Origin of the sequence: Marinobacter nanhaiticus D15-8W, assembly GCF_036511935.1 — a bacterium.
GTDB classification, from domain to species: Bacteria; Pseudomonadota; Gammaproteobacteria; order Pseudomonadales; family Oleiphilaceae; genus Marinobacter_A; species Marinobacter_A nanhaiticus.
The window spans coordinates 4,951,137-4,973,372 of record NZ_AP028878.1 but is presented as its reverse complement, the minus strand read 5'-3'; the positions used below and the strand labels follow the sequence as shown (position 1 = coordinate 4,973,372).

At 60.2% G+C, this 22,236-nt stretch carries 19 protein-coding genes; 9 read left to right on the top strand and 10 right to left on the bottom strand.

The features are described 5' to 3' along the window. Positions 1-4 precede the first annotated feature (4 nt). The gene (locus RE428_RS22400; protein WP_004579937.1) at positions 5-271 is read left to right on the top strand and encodes a hypothetical protein; all 267 of its coding nucleotides are present in this window, start codon (positions 5-7) and stop codon (positions 269-271) included. 458 nt (positions 272-729) lie between these two features. Here RE428_RS22400 and panP read toward each other — a convergent pair whose 3' ends face one another. The 4 genes from panP to RE428_RS22380 form a co-directional block, all read right to left on the bottom strand. Continuing rightward, the gene (gene panP, locus RE428_RS22395; protein WP_004579938.1) at positions 730-2,403 is read right to left on the bottom strand and encodes a pyridoxal-dependent aspartate 1-decarboxylase PanP; all 1,674 of its coding nucleotides are present in this window, start codon (positions 2,401-2,403) and stop codon (positions 730-732) included. Between the two features lie 285 nt (positions 2,404-2,688). Further along, positions 2,689-3,030 carry a DUF503 domain-containing protein gene (locus RE428_RS22390; protein ID WP_004579939.1) on the bottom strand — a complete coding sequence of 114 codons (342 nt, stop codon included), beginning with the start codon at positions 3,028-3,030 and terminating at the stop codon, positions 2,689-2,691. Positions 3,031-3,150: 120 nt separating this feature from the next. Beyond that, a complete protein-coding gene (locus RE428_RS22385) occupies positions 3,151-4,887 on the bottom strand; it encodes an isovaleryl-CoA dehydrogenase (RefSeq protein WP_004579940.1) in 1,737 nt (578 codons plus the stop codon). Further along, the gene (locus tag RE428_RS22380) at positions 4,884-5,537 is read right to left on the bottom strand and encodes a TetR/AcrR family transcriptional regulator (RefSeq protein ID WP_004579941.1); all 654 of its coding nucleotides are present in this window, start codon (positions 5,535-5,537) and stop codon (positions 4,884-4,886) included. Before RE428_RS22380 ends, RE428_RS22385 begins: the two co-directional genes overlap by 4 nt. A 326-nt stretch (positions 5,538-5,863) precedes the next feature. On the opposite strand from RE428_RS22380, the gene RE428_RS22375 reads away from it, so the two are divergent. Together RE428_RS22375 and RE428_RS22370 are read left to right on the top strand one after the other, a co-directional pair. Further along, the gene (locus RE428_RS22375; protein WP_004579942.1) at positions 5,864-6,088 is read left to right on the top strand and encodes a hypothetical protein; all 225 of its coding nucleotides are present in this window, start codon (positions 5,864-5,866) and stop codon (positions 6,086-6,088) included. Between the two features lie 153 nt (positions 6,089-6,241). After that, the gene (locus tag RE428_RS22370) at positions 6,242-7,261 is read left to right on the top strand and encodes a lipase secretion chaperone (RefSeq protein WP_004579943.1); all 1,020 of its coding nucleotides are present in this window, start codon (positions 6,242-6,244) and stop codon (positions 7,259-7,261) included. A gap of 30 nt (positions 7,262-7,291) precedes the next feature. On the opposite strand, the gene RE428_RS22365 is transcribed toward RE428_RS22370, so the two are convergent. After that, positions 7,292-9,430 carry an FAD-dependent oxidoreductase gene (locus tag RE428_RS22365; RefSeq protein ID WP_004579944.1) on the bottom strand — a complete coding sequence of 713 codons (2,139 nt, stop codon included), beginning with the start codon at positions 9,428-9,430 and terminating at the stop codon, positions 7,292-7,294. Positions 9,431-9,768: 338 nt separating this feature from the next. Here RE428_RS22365 and hemB point away from each other — a divergent pair, with 338 nt between their 5' ends. The 4 genes from hemB to RE428_RS22345 are packed head-to-tail and all read left to right on the top strand — an operon-like array spanning position 9,769 to position 15,166. After that, the gene (gene hemB / locus RE428_RS22360) at positions 9,769-10,785 is read left to right on the top strand and encodes a porphobilinogen synthase (protein WP_004579945.1); all 1,017 of its coding nucleotides are present in this window, start codon (positions 9,769-9,771) and stop codon (positions 10,783-10,785) included. Positions 10,786-10,839: 54 nt separating this feature from the next. Continuing rightward, positions 10,840-12,945 carry a polyphosphate kinase 1 gene (gene ppk1, locus RE428_RS22355; RefSeq protein ID WP_004579946.1) on the top strand — a complete coding sequence of 702 codons (2,106 nt, stop codon included), beginning with the start codon at positions 10,840-10,842 and terminating at the stop codon, positions 12,943-12,945. 4 nt (positions 12,946-12,949) lie between these two features. Then, positions 12,950-13,855, top strand: coding sequence for a cobalamin-binding protein (locus tag RE428_RS22350; RefSeq protein WP_004579947.1), 906 nt, complete (start codon positions 12,950-12,952; stop codon positions 13,853-13,855). An 18-nt stretch (positions 13,856-13,873) separates the two neighbouring features. Next, positions 13,874-15,166, top strand: a complete 1,293-nt coding sequence (locus tag RE428_RS22345; protein WP_004579948.1) for a DUF945 family protein — start codon at positions 13,874-13,876, stop codon at positions 15,164-15,166. An 18-nt stretch (positions 15,167-15,184) separates the two neighbouring features. On the opposite strand, the gene ggt is transcribed toward RE428_RS22345, so the two are convergent. From ggt to RE428_RS22325, 4 genes are all read right to left on the bottom strand, one after another. Then, positions 15,185-16,891 (bottom strand): gamma-glutamyltransferase, encoded by a 1,707-nt coding sequence (gene ggt, locus RE428_RS22340; protein ID WP_004579949.1) that lies wholly within the window; start codon positions 16,889-16,891, stop codon positions 15,185-15,187. A gap of 4 nt (positions 16,892-16,895) precedes the next feature. Further along, positions 16,896-17,144 (bottom strand): YfhL family 4Fe-4S dicluster ferredoxin, encoded by a 249-nt coding sequence (locus RE428_RS22335; RefSeq protein ID WP_004579950.1) that lies wholly within the window; start codon positions 17,142-17,144, stop codon positions 16,896-16,898. Positions 17,145-17,329: 185 nt separating this feature from the next. After that, positions 17,330-17,818, bottom strand: coding sequence for a pantetheine-phosphate adenylyltransferase (gene coaD, locus RE428_RS22330; protein ID WP_004579951.1), 489 nt, complete (start codon positions 17,816-17,818; stop codon positions 17,330-17,332). 160 nt (positions 17,819-17,978) lie between these two features. Continuing rightward, positions 17,979-19,424 carry a coniferyl aldehyde dehydrogenase gene (locus tag RE428_RS22325; protein ID WP_004579952.1) on the bottom strand — a complete coding sequence of 482 codons (1,446 nt, stop codon included), beginning with the start codon at positions 19,422-19,424 and terminating at the stop codon, positions 17,979-17,981. A gap of 318 nt (positions 19,425-19,742) precedes the next feature. Here RE428_RS22325 and RE428_RS22320 point away from each other — a divergent pair, with 318 nt between their 5' ends. Continuing rightward, positions 19,743-20,459, top strand: coding sequence for a TetR/AcrR family transcriptional regulator (locus RE428_RS22320; protein ID WP_004579953.1), 717 nt, complete (start codon positions 19,743-19,745; stop codon positions 20,457-20,459). 188 nt (positions 20,460-20,647) lie between these two features. Here the strand turns inward: RE428_RS22320 and yihA are convergent, their stop codons facing one another. Continuing rightward, positions 20,648-21,322, bottom strand: coding sequence for a ribosome biogenesis GTP-binding protein YihA/YsxC (gene yihA / locus RE428_RS22315; RefSeq protein ID WP_004579954.1), 675 nt, complete (start codon positions 21,320-21,322; stop codon positions 20,648-20,650). A 280-nt stretch (positions 21,323-21,602) separates the two neighbouring features. Between yihA and RE428_RS22310 the strand changes: the two genes are divergently transcribed. After that, entirely contained in the window at positions 21,603-22,211 is a 609-nt protein-coding gene (locus tag RE428_RS22310) for a c-type cytochrome (protein ID WP_004579955.1), read from the top strand. Positions 22,212-22,236 lie beyond the last annotated feature (25 nt).

Genomic DNA, 22,236 nt, shown 5'->3' with positions numbered 1-22,236 from the left:
CCGAATGAGCACAGCATCCGAAAGCCGTCAGGCGCGCATCATCGATGAGCTGCGTGTCTTCATCAAGAAGGTTTTGAGTGACCCGACGGTTGCGGTCAAGTGTGTGGAAATAGCCCGCCGCTACCGGGACGATCCCAATGCCAACCAGAAGATTGCCGAGGAAATCAGTGCCAATACCACGGTACGGATTCCGGAGCAGTGGAGCGAGGCAGACCGCATGTTCCTGGACATCCTGCGGGATGTGCTGGACGATGAGGCTGCGCTCTACTAAGTGCTTCGGCAACGCGAATGAATAAAAAACGGCGCCATGAATGGGCGCCGTTTTTTTTTGGAGGGGCCAGGGGAAATTTATGGTGCATCGCGCTTTAGCGGGAATCCGTGTAACGGACAGTATTCCGGGATGGCAGCCCGCCGGGCTGCTCCGAAGCTGAAGAGGGTGTTGCAAAACTACTGCGCTCGGCCATGCGGCGTTGGAAATCCGCTCGCGCGCGAGTCCGATCAAAATGCTCATTTACTACTAGTAAACTGCGCTTTTTCGCGAATTTCCGCCTTGCCTGACCTTCGCTCGCTACGTTTTGCAACACCCTCTGAAGCGTCGGCTGCATTTCCCAGGTAACACGAGCATGTAGCAGATACTTCAGCTTCTGAGGCGCCGAAGGTGTCCACAGTCTTGCGACACGTGCGGAGGACGCCCGGCTCCCTATCACGCTAACCCGCGATGAACCAAATTTATAGGGCCTCGCGGGTGTGGGTCAGCGGCGGGACCGACTGCGTCAGGTTCTCCAGCATTTCGATCTCGTCCTGCAGTTCACTTTCCTTTGCCAATTGAGTCTGCTCGTCGAGGATGTCGCGCAGGATTTCCGGCGTGGTCAGAGGGTTGGCCAGCACGACCCGGAACACCACGCAGGGGAAGTGATGATGTTTGGCGGGCTCAAGTCGGGTGCGCGAGACGAAGGCCTTACCATGCTCCCGCTGGGTTTTCTGGATGTACTTGGTGATGCGGTTCAGGGACGCATTGATGCGCTCCGACTGCAGCGTGTCGGCCCGCGACAGGGCGTCCTGGGTGGCCGCGGGGCAGTATCGATAGGTCAGGATATTCAGCTCGGGCCGCGTGACCAGCTCGAAATCCTCACGCCGGTCGATCATCTCGGCAAACAGCTTCGCCTTCTCGATACCCTGGTCGATCAACAGTTCATAACCTTCCCGCGCCAGGATCTTCAAGCCGGAATGAATCAGCATGGCCATGCCGGGGCGCGAGCCCTCCAGCGTGGTGCTGCCCAGGTCGCGGGAGCCCTTCCGGATGATGTACTGGGCGTGATGTTCGATGGCCCCCACCAGTTCCGGGTTGCGGAACACGACCAAGCCTGCCCCCATCGGTACGTAGAGCTGCTTGTGGGCATCGAAGGTCACCGAATCGGCCTGCTCGATACCTTTCAGTAATGGACCGTAGGTGCGGGAGAAGAGCGTCGGTCCGCCCCAGGCGGCATCCACATGGAAATGGGCGCCGAACTCACGTGCGATGTCCGCCATGGCATCCAGCGGGTCCACATTACCGGTCTCGGTGGTGCCGGCGATGCCGCAGATGGCGAGAATCTTGACCTTCTGTTTCTGCAGCTCCAGGCACTTGTCGCGCAGGGCGTCGGTCTGGATACGGTTTTCGTCGTCGGTATCGATAGGAATCAGCGCGTTGCGGCCCAGACCCAGTACGTCTGCAGCTTTCCGCAGGGAGTAATGCCCGCGACGGGATACCAGGATGGCTGCGCCTTCATAGCCGTAATAGCGCAGGGCTCTGAATAACCCTTCTTCGTGCAGCCCGCGGAAGCTGCCCTCGGCGGGAAATGCCTGGTTGCGCGCCACCCACAGGGCTGTCAGGTTGGCGATGGTTCCGCCCGAACACATCGCGCCCAGAGCGTAACGCGGGTCGTGCATCCACTTGCGGTAGTAGGCACTGTCCTCGTTGTACACCAGCCGGTGGATCATGCCGAGCACCTGACGCTCCAGCGGCGTGAACGCTTTGGAGGTCTCGGTCTTCACCAGGTTCTGGTTGAGGGCGATCATGATCTTGGACAGCGGCAGCATGAAGTACGGCAGCGCCGAGGTCATATGGCCGACGAAACTGGGAGACGCGGTGTGGACTGAGTTGGCAACCAGCTTGTCCAGCAGGAACTGGGTCTGCTCGGAGACGAAGATGGGTTTCTCGGGCACGGCAGATTCATTGAAGTCCCTAACGACTTCACCCAAATCCCGCTCGATGGCCACGATATGTTCCTGCAGGAACCCGGCCAGGTTGCGGGAGATGTCCTGATCGATCCGGCTCAGGGTGGAATCCGGCGCCTCTGGCACCGTGAACACTCTGTACATGGCCTCCAGGGAGGCGTGAGCGGTCTTTTTCTTACCGGTCATACGCGCCACACATCTTCTGGGAACCCTGGTTTCATGAGCGGTTCCTTAGTGGTTGATGCCATCCGGCCATCGTCCCAAGGCCGGATGCATCGGAATTCGGGGGCAAAGCCCTTCATACATACGCCAGTCTGACATATCTGCCAGCGACGTGCTTTCGCGTCCCTGAATGCGATGTTTCCCCGGTCGTGCTGGGTCGAGGCGGCACCTATCTGCAGCCCGCGCCGGGGAGATCAAGGCCGCGTAGTATAAGTTCTTGTCAAAAATGACACCAGAGAACGAAATGTCTCAAAGCATCTCTCTTTGGATATCGAGAATCGGCGCATCGATGCGCTGTTCGATGGCTTTCTCGACCTGGTCCAGGCGCTGCTGGATCAGCTGGGTCGAGGTGCCGAGGGCGGCAATCGACCAGGTGGCCCGATCCAGGGCCTCGATATCGCCGGTTTCGGCCACGGCCAGGTCAGGCTCCTTACCCCAGACAGCTTTTAGCGGTGCCATGGCCCGTCTTTTGGCCTTGATGTCCTCGCACCCGTAGAGCTGGAAGTGAAGGGTCATGACCCCCATATGCGGTGTAATGACGGGCTGATCGCCCGCCGCTTCGAGCAGCAGCCGACGCATGGCTTCAGACATAGAAAACTCCACATGGATAGTGAGCGGATGCAGGTTGCGTACAAGAGGAACCGGCAACCACTAGGCTGATAACTGCCCGGCGAGCGCCAGGCAGTCGAAACACTCGGTTTGCTGGACGCTTCAGTCTACTACAGGCGTGGCGCGTTCAATAATGCCGGCGGCATCGGTACCCGGGGGAAGGTTGCCGATGTTGAGTCCGCCGTGGCTTTCCAGTCGGCTGGCGCAGAAGGCGTCGGCAACCGCCGTTGGCGAATGACGAACCAGCAGCGATGCCTGTAGTGCGAGTGCCAGACGGTCGACCAGATTGCGGGCGCGGTACTGGATGTCCTCGGTGCGGGTGAAATCGTTCTGCAGTTGGGTCACGAACCGGTCAAGACGGGGGTCGGAGCCCCGTGCTTCGCCCACTTCGTCGAAGTAGGCTTGCAGGCTGTCCGGCGATTTTTGCAGGGCGCGTAGGGTATCCAGGCATTGCACATTGCCGGAACCCTCCCAGATGGCATTCACCGGTGATTCCCGCAGCAGACGGGGCATGATGCAGTCTTCCATGACGCCGCTGCCGCCGATACATTCCATGGCTTCGTAGGCGTGGTTTGGCGTGCGCTTGCAAATCCAGTACTTGCCTACTGGCGTCGCGAGGCGGGTGAACAGGCGCTCCTGTTGCTGGTCCTGGTTGTCCAGGGCGCGGGCAACACGCAACGTCATGGCCAGCGCGGCTTCGCTTTCCAGCGCCAGGTCCGCCAGCACATTCTGCATCAGCGGCTGCTGGTTCAGGCGGGCGCCAAAGGCTTCCCGGTGGCGGCAGTGGTGCAGGGCCTGGGCGGCGGCCTGACGCATGCCGGCTGAGCTACCGATCATGCAGTCGAAGCGGGTCATTGCGACCATCTCGATAATGGTCGGCACGCCGCGACCTTCGTCGCCCACCATCCATGCCAGGGCGCCTCGCAGCTCAGCCTCGGATGATGCGTTGGCGACGTTGCCCATCTTGTTCTTCAGGCGTTGGACTTGCCAAGGGTTCTTGCTGCCGTCCGGGCGCCAACGAGGCATCAGGAAGCAGGACAGACCGCCTGGGGCTTGGGCCAGCACCAGGAACGCATCGCACATGGGCGCAGACACGAACCATTTGTGGCCGACCAGTTCATAGGCCTCACCCGGGCCGCCCTTTCCGAGCGGATAAGCGCGGGTGCTGTTGGCGCGTACGTCAGAGCCGCCCTGTTTCTCGGTCATGGCCATGCCGATGGTAACCGCTGTTTTCTGGCTGTCCGGTACGTTGCGCGGGTCATAGGCGCGAGCCGTGATCTTCGGCGCCCAGATCTTTGCCAGTTCCGGCTGCTTCTGGATCGACGGCATGGCGGCGAAGGTCATGGTCACCGGGCAGCAGTGAGCCGCTTCCACCTGCGAGTGCATGTAGTACTTGGCCGCCCGGGCGACATGGGCGCCCTGTCCGGGGTCGGACCAGGGGCTGCTATGCAGACCATGGGTCAGGGCCATGTCCATCAACTGGTGATAGGCAGGATGGAACTTCACCAGGTCCTGGCGGTGACCAAAGCGGTCATGGGTATGGAACGCCGGCTTGTTTTCGTTAGCCAGGAAGCCCAGCTCGATAATATCGGCCCGCCCCGTCAATTCGCCGTAGGCCGTAAGCTCGCCCTGCGCCCATTCGGCACCCTCGCGGGCCGTGCCCTCGCGCAGGGCCTGGTCCTGTTCGAACAGGTTGTAGTTCTCCAGCACGGGTGGCTGGTTGAACACCTCATGGGTGGTGGCGAGGTAACGCTCTACCCCCTGGGAGGCGGTGTTGGATTGAGCGTCGTCCTGCTGGCCATCGTTCCGCGTCTGAAAGGACGGGTTTGCTGCGTTCATGACAGTTTTCTCCGTTGGCCGGTCACCCCCTGCAGACAGAAGTCGATGATCGGCTCGACCAGGGCTTTGATCTGCCTGTCGTCAAAGGCGTCGGGCCTGTCTTGTTGTGGTGTCTGTTGTGTCGGGGACAACGGGCCCACCAAACTTTCCGCAATTGCCCCGACCAGGCAGGTGGCGCTCAGGCGTGCATCCTGGGCCGGTAGCGAGCCTTCCCCGATACCTTCGCCAATAGCCTGCTCGAAATATTCGGCATAGGCTCGGCGGTAAGTCAGGCGCTCGCCTTCCACCTGCGGGTCCACCGGCTCGGCAATCAGCGCCCACGCCATCACCGGCCCATGCAGGGCGCGCTCGGCAAACTGGCGTAACGCCCGTTCCAGGCGCTCCGGGGCCGATCCATCGCCGGCAAGGGCCTCGCCCACCTTGTCCACCTCACGCTGGGTCGCGATGCGGAAGACTTCGGCAAACAGTTCTGCTTTCGACTCGAAATGCCGATAGACAGTTCCTGTGGCGACCCCGGCCATCTCGGCCACCTGATTGATCTGGGCATTGCGGAAACCGCCTTCAGCGACGCATTGGTGGGCGCAACTGAGAATACGTTGGCGCACTTCGGCTTTCCGTAGCCGCATTTTCTCCGTTTCGCGGTAGGCCATTCGTTCTCCTGTTAAGAAGTGAATCACTATTCATTTCTTGTGTCAATTTGCCGCCAGTCCATGTCGGGACCGGCCTTCCCTGCATTTTCAACACCCTGGCTTTGATGCGAACAAGCCGGTTACAAAAAGATACAAAAAGTTTCCAAAAAGTTCTTTTGCGTTAATGGTGTTTGCATCGAATCGGGATTATATAGTGCGCAAGGCACGGCAGTGACTGGCTCCCGACGCCGAGACTGGTTCGATTTTTCCCTTGAGGGACGCCGCCCATGGGCAGCGCCTCAATAAGAGCGAACCGCAGCCCTGTTTTCGCTGATGGAGGTTGGACCATGAGTGAATTCGACGAAAGCAACCTGGAAAGCTCTAGTAGTAGTTGGAGCTCTGACACAGAGGATACCCATAGCATTGCCGGCCGTGCCCGTGTGAGGGCAAAACTTGAGGCTGACATTGAAGCGTTCCTCAGTCAGGGTGGCCAGATTACAGAGCTGGATACGACGCTGCGCTCGGACGCACCCAGACGGGCAGAGCCTGGATTCAACAATCGCTCTGTCTGAAACCCCGCATCACGGCGCTCGGAATTGCACGTGGGTGCATCCAGCTGCGTGGTGCGTTGCAGGCCGGTAACGCGTTTTGTGCGGTGACCGGCCTCGCATATCCGCTGTGACTGCTAAGATGGTGCGAAGCCAGCTACAGGACCAGCGGTATCCATGCCTCCTATCCTTCGCTATCTTCTCGTTTTCGCTGCCATTATAGCTGTTATCTCCGGCGCTGCCTGGTTGCTGGATCCCGAGGTGCCCGCCGAGTCGCCGGTAGCCCCCGAGTCTTCAACTGCCAAGCTGCCAGCGAAGCGTTCTACACAGGCACCGTCTCAGCTTCTCGGCACGGTCGACAAGACCCGTCTGCCCGAGCAACTGCCGGGTTCGTTGCAAGGTACCCAAGCGCCGTCCGGATGGCTGAAGGTAGACCGGGACAATCGCCTGATGGTCACCCCGGCTCTGCGAGGAATGTTCGAGTACTACCTGGCAGCGTTGGGGGAGGAATCCCTGCCGCAACTGGTGGCTCGGATAGACCGGGCCCTCGAGGCGCTGCCGGAGCCCGCCCGCAGCGAAGCAAACGAACTACTGGGCCAATACCTGGACTACAAGCTGGCAGTGGGTGAGCTGGAAACGCGGGCCGGCGAGGCTGGGAGCTTGCAGAGCGCAGAGCAGCAACTTCAGGCCATCCGCGACCTGCGCCGCGAGTACCTGGGCGAAGTGGCTGCCGAGGCCTTCTTTGCGCGAGAGGAAGCGATCGACAGGTTCCAGGTACGCCGCAGGGAAATTATGGACAACCGGAGCTTGAGCGATGCCGAGCGTAAGGCCCAGTTGGCTGCCGCCGAGAGCGAGCTGCCGGAGTCCCTGCAAGAGGCCCGGGCCGAAAGCCGTAAATTCATGACCTACCAGGCACGCCTCGAAGCGTTGCAGGATGATCCCAATGCGACCGAAGCGGATATCAGCCGCCTGCGGGAATCGACATTCGGGGCAGAGATCGCCCAACGGCTGGAAGATGTGGAGCAGGCGCGGGAAGACTGGCAGCGCCGCTGGGCGGCGTATCGCTCTGACCTTGCAGCGCTTGAGAGCGCCGGGCTGGCGGAGCCCGAGCGCAAGGCAGAAGTTCAGCGCCTGCGCGACCAGTATTTCAGCGAGCAGGAGCAGGTTCGCGTCCAGGCGCTGGATTCCGTCAATTGAGGCTATAAACGACGGCTCACATATCTGCAGCTAGGCCCGGCGCCAAGCGTGAAACCGCTCAAGCCACCGCAGGGCACTCTCCGGCGCATGGGCCTTCTTCCAGTTGCCCGCCGCAAACTTGTTGGCTTCCGACAGGGTCGGATAGACGTGGATGGTGCCAAGGATCTTGTTCAGTCCGTAGCCATGTTTCATCGCACTGATGAATTCGGTAATCAACTCGCCCGCATGGTTGCCGACAACGGTGGCGCCAAGGATGCGATCTTTACCCGGCGGCGTCAGCACCTTCACGAAACCCTCGGTTTCGCCCTCGGCAATGGCGCGATCGAGTTCATCCAGCGAGTAGGTGGTGACTTCGAAAGCCACACCCTGTTCCTTCGCCTCCTGTTCGTTGAGTCCGACGCGCGCGACTTCTGGATCGGTAAATGTCGTCCAGGGAAGCACTCGATAATCCACCTTGAATGTCTTGAAGCTGCCGAACAGGCTGTTGACCGACGCATACCAGGCCTGATGGGCCGCGGCATGGGTGAACTGGTAGGGCCCCGCGACGTCGCCACAGGCATAGATGCCGGGAATCCGGGTCTGCAGCGTTTCATCCACCTGGAGCGTGCCATTGTCGTTGGTTTCGATACCCAACGCCTCCAGGCCAAGGCTCTCGGTATTAGCCTTGCGGCCTACGGCCAGCAGCAGGGTGTCGAACTCCACCTGTTTTTCCTCGCCATCCTGCTGGTAGATCAGGCGATAGCTATCGCCGTCCTTCTCAAAACGCTCTGCACGGGCGCCGGTCCGTAGATCGACTCCGTCGGCGACCAGGCTACCGGTCACCAGCTGCGCGGCATCGTCGTCTTCACGGGACAGGATGCGTGGCGCCTGGTCTATCTGCACCACGGGTACATCCAGTCGGGCGAAGGCCTGGGCCAGCTCGCAGCCGATCGGCCCGCCGCCGAGGATCAGCAGGTTTTTCGGTGCCTGGCGAAGTTCCCATACGGTGTCGGACGTGTAGTAGGGCACCAGGTCAATGCCCGGGATCGGCGGCACGAACGGCCGAGCGCCGGTGGCGATCACGATATTGCGGGTGGTCAGGGTTTTGCCGTCAACCTCCACTCGCCAAGGGTCCACGATGCGCGCTTCCCCGGTCACGCAGTCCACGCCAAGACTGGTGTAACGCTCGATGGAATCGTGGGGCTCGATGGTCTTGATGACCGACTGCACGCGCTCCATCACCGCGGGGAAGTCCACGTTTACCCCCAAGGTCTCAACACCGAATTGCCCGCCCCGTCGGGCGTCATGGGCAATGCGTGCGCTCTTGATCAGCGTCTTGCTGGGCACGCAGCCGGTATTCAGGCAGTCGCCGCCCATCTTGTGCTTCTCGATCAGGGTGACGCTCGCCTTGGTTGCTGCGGCGATATAGGCGGTGACCAATCCCGCGGACCCGGCACCGATAACGATCAGGTTGCGGTCGAATGCGTCGGGCCGACTATAGTTTTTCAGTAGGCGCCGACGTTTGATCAGGTTCATGATCGAGCGTGCGATAATCGGGAAAATCGCCAACAGCACGAAAGAGCCGATCAGTTGGGGTGAGAGGATACCGCCCAGACTGTCCACCTGGCCCAGCTGGGTGCCGGCGTTCACATAGACGATAGTGCCCGGGAGCATCCCGAGCTGGCTCACCCAATAGAACCGCAGCGTCTTCATGGGTGTCAGGCCCATGACCAGGTTGATCACGAAGAACGGGAAGAGGGGTACCAGCCGCAGTCCGAACAGATAGAAACTGCCATCCTGCTCCACACCCTTGTTCACGGTCCGCAGGGAGTCGCCGAAGCGTCGCTGGACCGTGTCCCGGAACAATACCCGTGAGGCAAGGAAGGCCAGCGTTGCGCCGATCGCGCTTGCAAAGGACACCAGCACGAGTCCGAAAAACAGCCCGAACAACGCGCCCCCAAGCACAGTCATTACCGCCGCTCCGGGTAGAGACAAGCCGGTGACCGCGACGTAGATCAGGAAGAAGATGATGCCGCTGATCCCAGGGTGCTGGTCCACCTCCTGCTGAAGGACGTCACGTTGCTCGACGATGTAATCGAGACTGAAGAAACGGCCCAGGTCGAAAGCGAAGAACAGGACGACCAGGAGGATAATGGCGACCAGGAGGATGACTTTCCGGGAAGCTTTCATGCGGGCGTTATTCCTTGCGCGGGTTGAGTGAGTAGTAAATCCGGGTGACGGCCGTGTTTCGGTCGTTCGTCACAGAGCTTCCGGTCCGTTATGGGACCTTTCGGCCTTAGCGTACTGACGTGGGCTGTGGGCAAAGGTTACAGTCCAGTTGTCACATTTCCATCCGGAAAACCGAAAATTGCCATCCGGATCGCCGGTTCCTGAGCGGTTGTTCATAGACTGTCACAATTCCCGGGTACGCTCGCTATAATGCGTTGAAACAGTGCGGGATACGACAGTGTTGCTTAACAGGATTCGTACCGTCTCCACTGTATCCCGCATTCTAAGGAGGTCTTGCTTTGTTTTCGTCGAGCCAACGTGTGTTCCCCGCTTCCCGTCCCCGCCGCAACCGGAAAGACGATTTCACCCGCCGCATGGTGCGCGAGAACCGCCTGACCACGGATAACCTGATCTACCCGGTGTTCGTTATCGAGGGGGAAAACGCGCGCGAGGCCGTGCCCTCGATGCCGGGCGTGGAGCGCCTGACCATCGATTTGCTGGTCGAGGAGGCTCGCGAACTGGTGCGCCTGGGTATTCCCGCCATCGCCCTGTTCCCTGTGACGCCGCCGGAAATCAAGAATCTGGACGGCTCCGCGGCCTGGGATCGTGATGGTCTGGCCCAGCGCGCCGTGAGAGCTATCAAACAGGCTTGCCCGGAACTGGGCGTGATTACCGACGTCGCATTGGATCCGTTCACTACCCACGGGCAGGACGGCATCATCGACGACGATGGCTATGTGCTCAACGACATTACCGTCGAGGCACTGGTTCGCCAGGCCCTGTCCCATGCCGATGCCGGCGCGGACATGGTGGCGCCGTCGGACATGATGGATGGCCGTGTCGGCGCCATCCGCGAGGCGCTCGAGGAGGCCGGTCACCACAATACCCGCATCCTGGCGTATTCCGCCAAATATGCCTCCAGCTATTACGGTCCCTTCCGCGATGCGGTGGGTTCGGCCGCTAACCTGGGTAAGGGCAACAAGGCGACCTACCAGATGGACCCGGGCAACAGCGACGAGGCCCTGCATGAGGTGGCCATCGACCTGGCTGAAGGCGCTGACATGGTGATGATCAAGCCCGGCATGCCGTACCTGGACATCGTTCACAGGGTCAAGCACGAACTCAAGGTGCCCACCTTTGTCTATCAGGTCAGTGGGGAGTACGCGATGCACATGGCTGCGGCCCAGAATGGCTGGCTGGACGGCGATGCCGTGATGATGGAAAGCCTGTTATGTCTGCGCCGGGCCGGTGCGGATGCCATCCTGACCTATTTTGCCAAGCGCGCCGCGCAAATCCTGGGTGGCGATCCCAGTTGAGCTGGCCCAACTGAGCGGGCGCCAAGACATCGAATCCAATAAAAGCGACAAACTATGACGACTGAAACGGAAGCCGCCACCGAAGCCCAACTGCCTATCGAGCAGCTGCCGGATATCAACGCCAGCGAGAATTACTTCAACCGCGAGCTGAGCCATCTGCAGTTCAACTACCGGGTGCTGCAGCAGGCGATGGACGAGACCCATCCGTTGATCAACCGGCTGATCTTCTGCTGCATCTTCAGTAGCAACATGGATGAGTTCTTCGAGATCCGCGTCGCCGGCCTGCGCCAGCAGATGAAGTACGGCCGCGAAAGCGTCGGGCCGGATGGCTTGCTACCGGAGCAGTTGCTCAATGAAATCAGCCGGGTCGCCCACGACTATATCTACGAACAGTACGACATCCTCAACAACGTGCTGATTCCGGCGATGGAAACGGAGAATATCCACTTCGTCCGCCGCCGCGACTGGACCGAGGCCCAGGCGGACTGGGTTCGCCGGTACTTCGAAGACGAGATCCTGCCGGTGGTCAATCCGATCGGTCTGGATCCCTCGCACCCGTTTCCACGTCTGGTCAACAAGAGCCTGAACTTTATCGTTGAGCTGGATGGCAAGGATGCGTTTGGGCGTGAAACCGGTATGGCCATCGTGCCGGCGCCGCGCTCCCTGCCGCGCCTGGTGCGCCTGCCGGACGATATCTGCAACGGCGGCGACAACCTGGTGTTCCTGTCATCGATGATCCACGCCCATGCAGACGAGCTGTTCCCGGGCATGGAGGTGAAGGGGTGCTACCAGTTCCGCCTGACCCGGAATGCCGACCTGGAGCTGGAAGACGATCTGGAAGACCTGGCCTCCGCCCTGCGCGGCGAGCTGTTGAGCCGCCGTTTCGGCGATGGCGTGCGGCTGGAAGTGGCTGACAATTGCCCACCGGACCTGATCGACTTCCTGCTGAAGGAATTCGGCCTCACCGAACGGGAACTGTACCGGGTGCACGGCCCGGTCAACCTGACGCGCCTGATGGCCGTCGGCGCCCTGGTGAACCGGCCGGACCTGATGTACAGCGGCTTCTCGCCAGCAGTACCCAAGCAGATCCGTAACAAGGAAATCATCTTCGATGCCATCCGTCAGCAGCCCATCCTGCTGCTGCACCCCTACGAGAGCTTCACGCCGGTCATCGACTTCCTGCGCCAGGCCGCCAAGGACCCGCAGGTACTGGCCATCCGCCAGACCCTGTACCGTACCGGCGCCGACTCGGAGATCGTCGAAGCCCTGATGGACGCCGCCCGGCGCGGCAAGGAAGTCACGGCGGTTATCGAGCTGCGCGCGCGCTTCGACGAAGCGGAAAACCTCGAGCTGGCCAGCCGTCTGCAGGAGGCCGGTGTGGTGGTGGTCTACGGCGTGGTGGGCTACAAGACCCACGCCAAGATGATCCTGATCGTGCGTCGCGAAGAAGGGCGGCTCAAGCGTTATGTCCACCTGGGGACGGGCAACTACCACGCCGGCAATGCGCGGCTCTATACCGACTACAGCCTGCTGTCCTGTGACGATGCCCTGGGCGACGACGTCAACAAGCTGTTCCAACAGCTCACAGGGATGGGCAAGGCACTCAAGATCAAGAAACTGTTCCATGCGCCCTTTACCCTACACAAGCGCCTGATCGAGCTGATAGACCGCGAGGCGTTGTTGGGTGAGCAGGGCCATATCATCATGAAGATCAACGCACTGACCGAGCCTGATGTGATCAAGGCGCTTTACCGGGCGTCCCGCGCCGGGGTTCGGGTGGAACTGATCATCCGCGGTATCTGTTGCCTGCGTCCCGGCGTACCCGGGCTATCGGAGAATATTCAGGTGCGATCGATTGTCGGACGCTTCCTGGAGCACACCCGGGTGTACTACTTCGGCCACGGCGGTAAGTTTGAGGTTTACTGCTCCAGTGCCGATGCCATGGTGCGCAACCTGCTTAACCGGGTGGAGGTGGCTTTTCCCGTGGAGGACCGCGAGTTGGCTGAACGCCTTCGCTCTGACCTGGAAACCTACCTGGCGGACAATTGCCAGAGTTGGGTGCTGCAGCCGGACGGCAGCTATATCCAGAACTCGCCAGCAGAAGGCGAAGACCGGCTGGCGTCCCAGTTGCTGCTGCTGGATCGGTTGACCAGCAAATAGCCGGATGCCGTTTCGATTCAGACAGGGGGTCTTTTTACTGGTGTTCTGGGGATGGGCGTCGCTGTGTGCGGCGCTCACCGTTACCGACGACACCGGCGTACAGGTCACCCTCGACCACCCGCCCCAGCGCATTGTGAGTCTTGCGCCCCATGCCACCGAGCTCCTGTTCTCCCTCGGGTTGGGTTCGCACGTGGTCGGCGTCAGCGAATACAGCGACTATCCACCACCTGCCCTCGATATCCCCCGGGTCGGTCGGCACAACAATTTCAACCTGGAAAAGATCCTCGCCCTTAAACCCGACCTGATCCTCGCATGGGCCAGCGGCAATGGACCCGATGTTATCAAGCGCCTCAGGGACTTCGGTTTTGTCGTCTTCGCGCTTGAGCCGGAGACACTGACGGCAGTGCCTGATGCGTTGGTCCGGTTGGGTCATTTGACGGGGAAGGAATTCATCGCGCGCAAGAAGGCCGCCGCCTACCGTAACCGGCTCGAACAAATAACCGAGCGCTATGCCGATCATGCTACCGTGAGGGTGTTCTATCAGGTCTGGGACGCCCCTTTGATGACGCTTGCCGGTGAGCAGTACGTCACTGATGCCATCGCCCGTTGCGGTGGGCAGAATATTTTCGCAGATATGCCCGGGAAGACCGCCACTGTGGGCGAAGAGGCGGTGCTGGCCCGGGCGCCCGAGTTGATACTCGCGGCCGGCGATAGTGGGAGCAAGTCGACTTTCAATCGATGGCGCGCCCTTGGCGGCATACCGGCAGTAGAGTACGATCAGCTCGTCCTGCTTCCGCCCGATCTCCTTGCCCGTCCAACCCTACGCCTGGTGGACGGCCTGCAGCATCTTTGCCAGGCGATCGAAGGGGCGCGCAGAGGCGGTGCAAGGGTTAACTCAGAGACTCCCTAATTCAGGAGAATGCAGTACATGAAAAAATGGATTTTGGCCGGTGCCGTGGTGCTGGTTGTCGTTGTTGCCGCGCCCTACGGTGTTGGTGTGCTGACGGAACAGTACTGGAGCCAGGCCACTCAGCAGCTCAATAGCGAGCAGCCATTCCTCCAGGTCGTCACCGAGGAATACGACCGTGGTTTCTTCGGGGGCGACATTGCCGGCGAGATCCGGGTGACGGACCCGGAGACGGGCGACACCTGGCCGATTGGGTTTGACGGTGAAGTCTCCCACGGCGTCCTTGGGAGCGAGGTCACATTGACTCCGGTTGTGGAGGACGACGAGGGCTTGCAGCGCCTGTTCCCTGAAGAGTCGCCGAAGCTCACGCTCAGTACCTGGCTTTGGGGTACCCTTGAGGCCGACCTGAATGTACCGGCGATCAATGTCGAGGACGACGACACCGGCGAAACCCTCAACGCGGCGGAAGCCTACGGTTGGGCGAAGATTAGCGACGCCGGCGATCACGTCGAGCTGCAACTGAACTGGCCGGGCGCCGTGGTACGCAGCGAAACGGTCAAGATGAGTTTCGACAACCTGCAGCTGGCACAGGAAGCGGACCGTATTTCCGGCAATCTCTGGTCCGGCGAGGGTGAAATGACCCTGGACAGCGCCGAGTTCTTGGAAACAGACCAGACCGCCGTCACCCTCGAAAACCTCAAGTTAACCGGGCAGACGACGCCCGACGACGACAGCACGCATTTGTCCTCCCACTCCGAGCTGACCCTCGACAACGTCAAGGTCAACGACGAGACCTACGGTCCCCATCGCATCGTTATGGATATTGGCAACCTGGACGTGGCGGCCTGGACGGAGTTCCAGGAAGTGGCGGCGGACATCCAGGCGATGAAGACGCAGATGGATCCGACGCTATCCGGGCAGGAAATGTACCAGCAGCAGATGATCATGATGCAGCGCTTCAGCCAGGCGGCCAAGAACGTCGCGGCGGCGGGGCTGACCATCGGTATGCCGGAGATCGACATGCAGGCGCCCAGTGGAGGGATCACCGGTCACTGGGAGCTGTCCCATCCGACCGTGCCTGAGAACGAACGGGCGCAAATGCCGCTGATCGTGCAGCAGCTCAGGGGTGAACTGGCGCTGGCGGTACCGGTGGCGTTGTTCGAAAGCCGCCCGGGCCTGGCGCAGGATATGGAAGGGCTGGTGCAGCAAGGCTTCCTGGTGCGGGATGGCGACGTCTACCGCATCGACGCCAAGCTGGCCGACATGACCCTGAAGGTGAACGAGCAGGCGTTTCCCGTTCCACCACTCATCTAATGGCTCCCGGCCCAGTCCTTAACGGGCTGAGTTAACCACAGCCTGGCCGATCCCTCGCGGATCGGCCGCAGCTGTGGTCTCTCCCGAAGCATGATCCCGCAGGATCAGTTGCATATTGCCGTACTCGCGACCCACGTTTTTCAGGCTATGGCCCATAGCCTCCAGCGCCGCCTGTTGCTCGGCGGTGAAGGTATCCGGTTCATGCTGGATCGCATCCGGCAGGTACTGGTGATGGAAGCGGGGGTCGGCTACCGTTTGTCCGGCGGATTTGCCGTTCATCACATCCAGCAGCCCCAAGTACACCATGGTAATGATCCGGCTGCCACCCGGGGTGCCGATGATGGCCATATGGTCGTCGGAGTCCATGATCGTGGGCGTCATACTCGATAGCGGCCGCTTGCCCGGTTCGACACTGTTGGCTTCGCCGCCGACCAGACCATAGGCGTTGGGTACGCCGGGTTTGATGGCGAAGTCGTCCATCTCGTTGTTCAGCAGTACCCCGGTTTGTTCCGACAGGAAGGCAGAGCCAAAGGGCAGGTTGATGCTCAGCGTCGCACTGACCTTCCGGCCCTGGGCGTCCAGTACAGACAGGTGCGTGGTATGGGTGCCGCCGCTCAGATCGCCCTCCAGACTTTGGCTGGTCGTAGCCTGGTCCGGTTCCACGGTGCTCATGCGTGTGGCCAAATACGCCGGATCGAGCAGGTGGTCGACCGGAATTTCGGTAAAGTCGGGATCGCCCAGGTGGATGGCGCGGTCACGGTAGGCGCGGCGCATGACTTCAGTAAGGTAGTGGGTGCGTGCCACTACGTCGTCTGCCGCCTTCTCGGGATAGATCTCGGTATAGGGCCGCTCGCGCATCATGCCGAACATCTGGGCTAGGGCTATGCCGCCGGAGGAGGGTGGTGGCGTGGTCCAGATGGTGGTGCCCTCGTAGTCGATGACCACCGGCTCTCGCTCTACCACGGTGTACGCCTCAAGATCCTCCAGTTGCCAGATGCCGCCGCCGGCCTGCACGTCTTCCACAATGTTGCGGGCCACCTCGCCGCCGTAGAAACCGTCCCAGCCTTCGTCAGCCAGTGTTTCCAGGGTATCTGCCAACGCTGGCTGGCGGATCAGGGCGCCTACAGCGGGGACGTTGCCATCGTCGAGAAAAGTCTGGCTCGTGGCTGGATAACGACGCATTACATCCAGGCGCCACTCGGCCCGCTCGCGATAGTGCTCGTCGACCCGGAATCCGTCGCGAGCCAGACGAATGGCGTCTTCCAGATTGGCGCGCAGCGGCCGCTCGGCGAAATGCTGGTTGATATGCACGAAGGCGCCGGGCTGGCCGGGAATACCTGCAGCAAGGGGGCCGTTGATAGAGAGCTTATCCGGATGGACTTCGCCGCTTTCGTCGAGATACATGGTTCGCGTGCTGGCGAGCGGTGCTTTTTCCCGCGCATCGACCAGGACAGTCGAATGATCCGGCTGTTGCAGGAGCCAGAAGCCGCCACCGCCCATACCGGCGCTGTAGGGTTCGACGACGGCTAACACCGCCGCGGTGGCGATGGCTGCGTCGAAAGCGTTGCCGCCTTCCTGGAGGGCTTTCAGGCCGGCCTGGGTCGCGAGGGGATGGGCGCTGGCAACGGCATGGACGCCGGTATCAGTAGACGGGGTCGCGGCACAGCCACCCAGAATAATCAGAATCGAAAGAATCAGGCTTATTCCGGGCGTCCGTGCCAGCATGTGATCAGCTCCCAGTTAAACGGTGGTATTTATCCATTAACTGAGCTTCGGTCTCTTTGTGTTCCGGGTCAAGTGGAATGCAGTCGACCGGGCATACCTGTTGGCACTGGGGCTCGTCGTAGTGACCCACGCACTCTGTGCACTTGTTGGGATCGATAATATAGATGTCGTCACCCGGCGAGATCGCCTCGTTCGGGCATTCCGGCTCACAGACGTCGCAGTTGATGCACTCGTCCGTAATCATCAAGGCCATGCAGCTAGTCCTCTGGGAGGAGATAAAAACGGGTATTCGGACCCCTGGACGAACAGGACAGCATCGTGCCGTCGGGGTTCCGCCATTCTAACGGATTTGCCTGACGACCGTCAGAGGCTGGTTGACCGCAAAAGTCCCTATATGCGGGGCCTTCCGGGGTTACAGGCCCCTGGTCCTAACGACTTCTAACTGTCGGCAGCCGTGAACTTCTTCTTCAGGGCTGCAGCCACGGGGGGCGGAACGAATTCGGTGATGTCCCCGCCCAGGGAGGCAATTTCCCGGATCAGGCTGGAGGAAATATAGGACAGGTGGTTGGCGGGCGTCAGGAAGATGCTTTCCACGCCCGGCGCCAGGCGACGGTTCATGTCGGCGAGCTGGAATTCATACTCGAAGTCGGATACGGCACGTAGGCCGCGGATCAGCGCATTGGCGCCCTGTTCCTGCACGAACTCGGCCAGCAGTTTGCTGAAGCCGACCACTTTGATGTTGGGCAGGTGACTGGCGGATTCCTCGATCAGCTGGACGCGCTCATCCAGGGTCAGCAGGGGATTCTTCTTGGTGCTGGCGGCGACCGCCACGATAACGTTGTCGAACAGGCGTGATGCCCGCGACATCAGGTCAAGGTGACCGTTGGTGACGGGATCGAAAGTGCCGGGATAGACGACGGAGTTCATTTTCTGCCCTCGCTGACGATGATGCAGCGCGATAGTAGCCTGTCTCTACAGGAGTATTCAAATCAGAAACACGAGGGTTCAAAGTTGTAGTCTTGCCCTTGCAGGTTTTTCCAGGGCGTCCCTGCCCCGGGGGAGAAGTCCTCTTCGCCTCAAAATCGATTCAACGGATAAACATCCGGTAGACCATTTTGTGGAACGGCGTCTTGTAGGGAGGATAGACGAACCGTCCACTGTTGACCTTCTGTCGTGCATAGATCCCCTTGGCATGGGAGAACGTCAAAAAGCCTTCCTTGCCGTGGTAATGGCCCATGCCGGAGGCGCCGATGCCGCCGAACGGCAGGTCATCCTGGGCGACGTGCATCAGCGTATCGTTGATACACATACCCCCCGAATGGGTGTTGTTGACCACGTAGTCCTGGGCGTCCTTATCGTAGCCGAAGTAATACAGTGCCAGGGGGCGTGGCCGGTCGTTGATGAAATCGATGGCTTCGTCCAGGTTGCCGTAGGTCACTATCGGCAGTATCGGGCCGAAGATCTCCTCCTGCATCACCAGCATGTCATCGTTGGGGTTGAGCACCAGATGCAGGGGCATCTTGCGGGTGCCGTCGTTAAGGTTCTCGGCGGCCGGGTTGATCTCGATGATTTTCGCGCCCTTGGCGCGTGCATCTTCCAGGATACGTTGCAGGCGATCGTACTGGCGTTCGTTGATGATGGCCGTGTAATCGTTATTGTCGCGCAGTGTCGGATACATCTCGGAAACCTTGCTGCGGAACTCGTCGACGAAGGTTTGCAAGCGGTCGACGGGGCATAACACGTAGTCCGGCGCTACGCAGGTTTGGCCCACGTTGACGGCCTTGCCGAAGGCCAGGCGTTCGGCGGCATCGCGCATGGGGACGTCAGAGGAAATGATGGCCGGTGACTTGCCGCCCAACTCCAGTGTGACCGGGGTCAGGTTCTCGGCGGCGGCCTTCATGACATGATGACCAACGGCGGTGGAACCGGTGAACAGCAGATGGTCGAAAGGCCGGCTGGAGAAGTCCGCTGCTACGTCCGCCTCGCCGGTTATCACGCTGACCAGGTCCTGGGGAAAGTTGTCTTCGATCAGTTCCTTGATCAGGGCGGAGAAGTGCGGAGTGAATTCGGTCATCTTGATCATCACCCGGTTGCCGGCGGCCAGGGCACCGGTCAGCGGCCCCATTGCAAGCAGCAGTGGATAGTTCCAGGGCACGATGATGCCGACCACGCCTACCGGCTGGTAGTGCACTCGGTTGCTGGCAGGCTGGAACAGCATGGACACGCCGCGTTTATCCGGCTTCATCCAGTCCCCCAGGTGTTTGAGGGTATGGTTGATGCCCTGGACGCTGGGCATCAGCTCGGCAATCTTGGTCTCGTCTGCGGAACGGCAGCTGAAATCCTTGTCGATGGCGTCGATCAGTTTGTCCTGATTCGCGAGCAGCATGCGTTTCAGGCGCTTGAGATTCTCCCGGCGCTCGGTGTAGGTGGGCGCCGGGTTGCGGCGGAACGCGCGCCGCTGTTCCTCGAAGATGCGCGACGTATGCTGGATTTGCTTCTTGCTCTCTGTCAGGTGAACCACGCTTGCAGACATGATGACTCTCCTAGCCTATAGCCCCGGATATCCCGTATGCATGCACTGCTGTCGATGCTGGCTGTTCCACGGGTCCTGTCCGTCGTGTTCGGGCAGGAAGGGGTGTCTGTTGGGTGATCAGGAGTGATCAAAAACTGTTCGATTTGTAATTTCAGCTATTATTAGAGTATATACTCTAGAGAGTCAAGGGCGCGGGCCGTGCAGCTCGGGCCAAGCGTTCCCGTTGAGAAGGCTGCCGAAGATCCGGCCTGGGGCGCTGGTTTTTCAGGCCCGGGAAGCGCCTGAGGACAACCAAATTTCCTACAACAAGCCTGCTTCATGAAAACACGCGACAAGATTCTGCTGTGCAGCCTGGAACTGTTCAACGAGCGGGGCGAACGCAACGTCACGACCAACCACATCGCAGCCCACCTGGGTATTTCGCCGGGGAACCTGTATTACCATTTCCGCAACAAGTCGGACATCATCTACGAGGTTTTCCAGGAGTACGAAAAGCTGGTGAGCTATTACCTGGAAATACCCGACGACCGGCCCCTGGGGCTGGACGATATGATGTTCTACCTGGAGTCGGTGTTCGACGGGCTCTGGAGCTACCGTTTCTTCCATCGTGACCTGGAGTTTCTGCTGGATAACGATGAACGCCTACGGGATGACTACCGCCGTTTCACGTCCCGCTGCCTGACGGCCATCAAACAGATTTTTTCGGGGCTGACCGAGGGCGGCCTGTTCCAGTACCAGCCGGATGAGCTCAAGGATGCCATGTCGCTCAATGTCTGGCTGGTGATTACCAACTGGATGGCGTTCCTTAAAACCGCACATGCCAGTCATCCCTACGACAGTATCACTCGCGACCAGCTCAAGCAGGGCATCTTCCAGGTACTGACTCTGGAAATGCCCTACCTCCAGGCGGGATACCGGGATGAGGTGATGGCAATCCGGGAGCGCTATAGGCCAGAATTGATCGGTTCGACGCCGGATTCGGTTTATGTCCCGGAGCGCCGTATGAGGCGTGACATTAAAAGCCGCATGAAATAGCGAGAATCACCTACCCAATGAAGGAACTTTTTGCAGATGTGAACGTCTTAACTAACGGACGCAGGCAGAACGGATTACTGGTTGCGTCTTCCTGAGCTTAACGGCTCAGGTTTTAGCTGAAAGCAAAACCCTGACGTTCTCCCGGCTCCTGCAAGCCGGGAGCTTTTTGTAAGGGGCTGCAGAATCCTTCAGCTCTGCATTGGACTCCCCGGAGGGCCGCTTTCCAGGCCCGCTTCGAGCCACCCTTCCAGCGCATCCCGCGCCTGCTCCAAACCCTGTTTTTTCAAGGCTGAAAACTGGATGAGATGCTCCAGGCAGCTCACGTCTTTCAGCGCCTGCCTGATCTTGGTCATGGCTTGCTTGGCCTGGCCTGATTTCAATTTGTCCGCCTTGGTGGCGAGGATCATCAGTGGCATCTGACTATGCTCGCACCACTCGATCATCATGCGGTCGAAGTCCTGAAGCGGATGACGAATGTCCATCACCAGCACCAATCCATGCAGGCATTCGCGCCGTGAAAGGTAGTCGTCCAGATGTTTCTGCCAGTCTTCCTGCATGTCCTTGGCGACCTTGGCATAGCCGTAACCGGGCAGGTCTACCAGCCGACAGCCGGGCCGGTTTAGTGAGAAGAAGTTGATCAGCCGCGTCCGGCCTGGCGTCTTGCTGGTGCGTGCCAGCTTGCTGTTTACCGTGATGGCATTGATGGCGCTGGATTTGCCGGCATTGGAGCGACCGGCAAAGGCTACTTCGCTGCCTTCATCCGGCGGACACTCCTTCACTTTTGAAGCGCTGACAAGGAAGCGCGCGCTGTTGAAGGCAATGGGTTTGGGTAGCGCGGATTCTGATTCGGGCAAATCGTGCACGATGGAGCTGTTCCTGTTGATTTTCCGCTGGTGGATCCGGGTAGGTATCAGAGTAAGGTTTGACAGGTCTGGGAAGCCTGCGTCTACTCCTGGCGCCACCCGGTTGCACCGTACCTTGATTCCGCGAGCGACGCACGCCAGAATTGCCGGGGAGTGGGGCAGCGCATCCCCGATAATTATGTATAATACCACACCAAATCAAAGGCGGGCGCCCACGACAAAGGCCCGCGGCAGCGTTAGCTGAAAAGAAAGACTTCTGATAAGAGAGAGCGGGGCGAGCATGAAGAAATTGATCGCAGGTGCAGTGTTGGGGTTTTGCCTGGCGACAACGGCGTATGGCGATGGGGATCCGGAAGCCGGTAAGGCTAACGCGACGGTTTGTGCCGGATGTCATGGCCAGGGGGGCGCCCAGCCGATCCAGCCTGTGTATCCGAAACTCTCCGGTCTCGGCGAAGCTTACCTGTTTACCCAGTTGCGCCATATCAAATCGGGGGACCGCCAGATTCCTGAAATGACCGGTCTGCTGGATAATATGTCCGAGCAGGATCTGCAGGATCTCGCTGCTTACTTTAATCAGCAGCAGATGCCTATCGGCCAGGCAAATCCAGAGTTGGTCGAGCAGGGCAAGGAGCTGTTTCGTGGCGGCAGCCTCGCCAAGGGCATTCCGGCCTGCTCCGGCTGTCATAACCCTCAGGGCATGGGCAATGAGCCGGCCGCCTTCCCCCGGTTGAGTGGCCAGCATGCGGATTACGTCGTCAAACAGCTCAAGGCCTATCGTGATGGGGAGCGCAGCACGGGTGCCATGAGTCAAATTATGATCGACATTGCCGCCAAGCTCTCCGACGACGAGATGGAAGCGGTTGCCAGTTACGTGTCTGGCCTTCACTGAGCTGGATCGCAAGACAGGAACCCTC